Below are 3584 nucleotides of genomic sequence, written 5' to 3' on the forward strand. Positions count from 1 at the left end.
CTTCACGAAATCCGCTACTTGCGACCGCGTGCTCGCAAAAATCCTGCCTGCGACTTGCCACAAGCAAGCCTTTTGCATGATTTTGCTGTGCGTGCGGCCATCGTTTACGCGGCTTTCGTGAATTTCTCGGTCCAACATTTAGGGACACCCCCTGATAATTGATTATTAAACTGCAAGCCAATAACGCGTTGCGATAAAATTTCCACTATTTTACATAATTAAATAAATTTGAATGCGAATAAATTTCATCAGTGAGCATTTAACCTTGACATATGGCGACCGATACCGGTATGAGGCGCTTCCCTTTTAGCACCATTATTTATGGTAAGAGTTTACATTTGAGGGCGCAGGTATGCCGACAATAAATCAATTAGTACGCCAAGGGCGTACAAGAGTAATTGCAAAAAATAAAGCACCGGCGCTACAGGCTTGCCCGCAAAAACGCGGTGTCTGTGTGCGTGTTTATACAACGACACCTAAGAAGCCCAATTCAGCCTTGCGCAAGGTTGCTCGTGTGCGCCTAACTAATGGTTTTGAAGTAACTACTTATATCCCAGGTGTAGGCCACAACCTTCAAGAGCACTCGGTAGTGTTGCTGCGTGGCGGTCGTGTTAAAGACTTGCCAGGTGTTCGTTATCATATAATTCGTGGCACACTTGACGCCACTGGTGTTGAAGGCCGTCGTCAAGGGCGTTCTAAATACGGCGCTAAGCGTCCTAATTAAGTCAGGGTTGGAGGTTTTTTAAATGCCACGTCGTCGTGAAGTTCCAAAGCGTAGAATCAATCCTGATCCAAAATTTGGGGATCGAACGCTCGCAAAATTTATGAATGTGTTAATGTTCAAGGGTAAAAAATCAATCTCTGAGCGTATTATGTATAAGTCATTTAATATTTTAGCCGAGCGCAGCAATGGTGAAGAACCATTAAGACTTTTTAAAAAAGCGCTCGATAACGTCAAGCCATTACTTGAGGTTAAAAGTCGTCGTGTAGGTGGCGCTACTTACCAAGTTCCGGTTGAGGTTCGTGCTGAACGCCGTAATGCTTTAGCGATGCGTTGGATTATTAACTATGCACGAACTCGTGGCGAACGTACCATGGCAGAAAAAATTGCTAACGAAATTATTGATGCCTCTCAAAACAGAGGCAATGCAATTAAAAAGAAGGAGGATACCCATAAGATGGCAGAAGCTAACAAAGCTTTTGCTCATTATCGCTGGTAAAAGCGTTTAGCTCGGCGTCATTAACGGCGTTCGTAGCATACGATCTTTGACAGGTAGATAAGGTTGCTTTGGGTAAGCGACAGCGAAGAGATAATACTTCGCGTGATTGCTCACCCTTTCTTATGGATTAATTATTATGGTGCGCCAGTACAGTGTAGATAAAACTAGAAACATTGGCATCATGGCGCACATTGATGCAGGTAAAACTACTACTACTGAGCGTGTGTTATACTATACAGGTGTCACCCATAAGATAGGTGAGGTTCATGATGGTGCAGCCACCATGGATTGGATGGAGCAAGAACAAGAACGCGGCATTACCATAACCTCAGCATCTACTACCTGTTTTTGGAATGATCATCGCATCAATATAATAGATACTCCCGGCCACGTAGATTTTACTATCGAAGTAGAACGCTCATTAAGAGTTCTTGATGGCGCTGTTGCTGTTTTTGATGCAGTTAGTGGGGTTGAGCCTCAAAGTGAAACAGTTTGGCGTCAAGCAGATAAATATCGCGTACCACGAATTTGTTTTGTAAACAAAATGGATCGCGTTGGTTCTGATTTTGCTAATTGCATTCACGAGATAACTGACAAACTTGGTGCAAAGCCGGTCGCCGTACAACTGCCAATCGGTAAAGAAGATAAATTTAAAGGCATCGTTGATGTCATTAACAATAAATCAGTTATTTGGGATGAAGAAACTCTCGGGGCAAAATTTCATATCGAAGATGTACCTGAAGAAATGCACGATGAAGTAGCGCATGTGCGTGAAAATATACTTGATGCTGCAACTCATTACGATGATAAATTGATGGCGGCAGTGATAGAAGGCAAAGAGGTTACTGCAGAGCAAATACATAAAGCTCTACGCATTGGTACTATTAAACTCGATATTGTTCCGGTTTTGTGTGGGTCAGCATTTAAAAATAAAGGTGTGCAACCATTACTTGATGCAGTGGTTAATTATTTGCCATCACCTGCTGATGTTCCACCAGTTATTGCCAAAGATGCCAAGACTGGTGTTGAGCGCAGTTGCCCTCCTGACGACAATGCCCCGTTCGCAGCATTAGCTTTTAAAATTATAACCGATCCGTTTGTCGGCCAATTAAGTTATTTCCGAGTATATTCCGGCGTTGTAAAATCAGGAGAAGTTGTTTTAAACGCAGCTAAAGGTAAGCGAGAACGCATCGGTCGTCTACTTAGTATGCACGCAAATAAGCGTGAAGAAGTTAAAGAAGTATACGCCGGAAACATAGCAGCCGCGGTTGGATTAAAGCTTTGTTCAACAGGTGATAGCCTTTGCGATTTACATAATCCGGTGTTGTTAGAGGCAATGGAGTTTCCTGAGCCTGTTATAGAAATCGCTATTGAGCCCAAAAGCAAAGCCGACGAAGAACGATTAAGCCTTTCGTTGCAAAAATTAATGACAGAAGACCCAAGTTTTCGGGCAGGAATCGATCCTGAAAGCGGTCAGACGATCATTAAAGGGATGGGTGAGTTACATCTTGAAATTATCGTTGATAGACTTCGTCGCGAATTTAAGGTCGAAGCCAATATTGGCAAGCCTCAAGTTGCATATCGCGAGTCAATTAATAGCAGCGCAAAAGCAGAAGGTAAGTATATCAGACAGACTGGTGGCCGCGGTCAATATGGCCATGTCTGGATCACAGTTGAACCACAACCTGCAGGATTTGGTTTCGAATTTGTTGACAAAATAGTGGGAGGTGTTGTACCGCGCGAATACATACGACCGGCTATGCAGGGTATTGAAGATGCTTTGCAGCGAGGGGTGCTAGCTGGGTTTCCGGTTGTTGATGTGAAGGTGACATTATTTGACGGTTCTTATCATGAAGTAGATTCGTCAGAAATGGCATTTAAAATTGCTGGCTCTATTGGAGTTCAAGAGGCACTAAAGAAAGCGAAATTATATTTATTAGAGCCAGTTATGTCAACAGAAGTAGTAACTCCCGAAGATTTTATGGGTGATGTCGTGGGCGACATCAATCGTCGGCGAGGTAAAATTAGAAATATTTCGCTACGTGGTAAGGCACAAGTAATAAGTGCGTTTGTTCCACTAGCTGAGATGTTTGGTTACGCAACTGATTTGCGTTCACAGACGCAAGGTCGAGCTTCGTATACCATGCAATTTGATCATTACGAACCGGTTCCAGTGCATATTGCTGAGACCATAATGGAAAAAGCGAAATAGAAAGTTAAGGAGGCCCGTTGCAATCGGGAAATTAAAAAGCCATGGCTAAAGAAAAATTTAATCGTTCCAAGCCGCACGTAAACGTAGGCACCATCGGACACGTTGACCACGGCAAGACCACGCTGACGGCGGCTTTAACCAAAGTTGCAGCC

The 3584-nt window shown here is 43.4% G+C and carries 4 protein-coding genes; all 4 read left to right on the plus strand.

Going from position 1 to position 3584, the window contains the following annotated elements; genetic code table 11:
• Positions 1-352: 352 nt before the first annotated feature.
• Entirely contained in the window at positions 353-724 is a 372-nt protein-coding gene (locus tag JW841_00290) for a 30S ribosomal protein S12 (GenBank protein MBN1959356.1), read from the plus strand.
• A 22-nt stretch (positions 725-746) separates the two neighbouring features.
• Positions 747-1220: a 30S ribosomal protein S7 gene (gene rpsG, locus JW841_00295; GenBank protein ID MBN1959357.1), complete on the plus strand. Its 474-nt coding sequence runs from the start codon at positions 747-749 to the stop codon at positions 1218-1220.
• A 136-nt stretch (positions 1221-1356) separates the two neighbouring features.
• Positions 1357-3432, plus strand: a complete 2076-nt coding sequence (fusA, locus tag JW841_00300) for an elongation factor G (protein ID MBN1959358.1) — start codon at positions 1357-1359, stop codon at positions 3430-3432.
• 41 nt (positions 3433-3473) lie between these two features.
• Positions 3474-3584 (plus strand): hypothetical protein (locus tag JW841_00305; protein ID MBN1959359.1); only part of this gene is annotated, 111 nt, incomplete at its 3' end.

It is taken from the genome of Deltaproteobacteria bacterium, from assembly GCA_016931625.1.
GTDB lineage: Bacteria > Myxococcota > XYA12-FULL-58-9 > XYA12-FULL-58-9 > JAFGEK01 > JAFGEK01.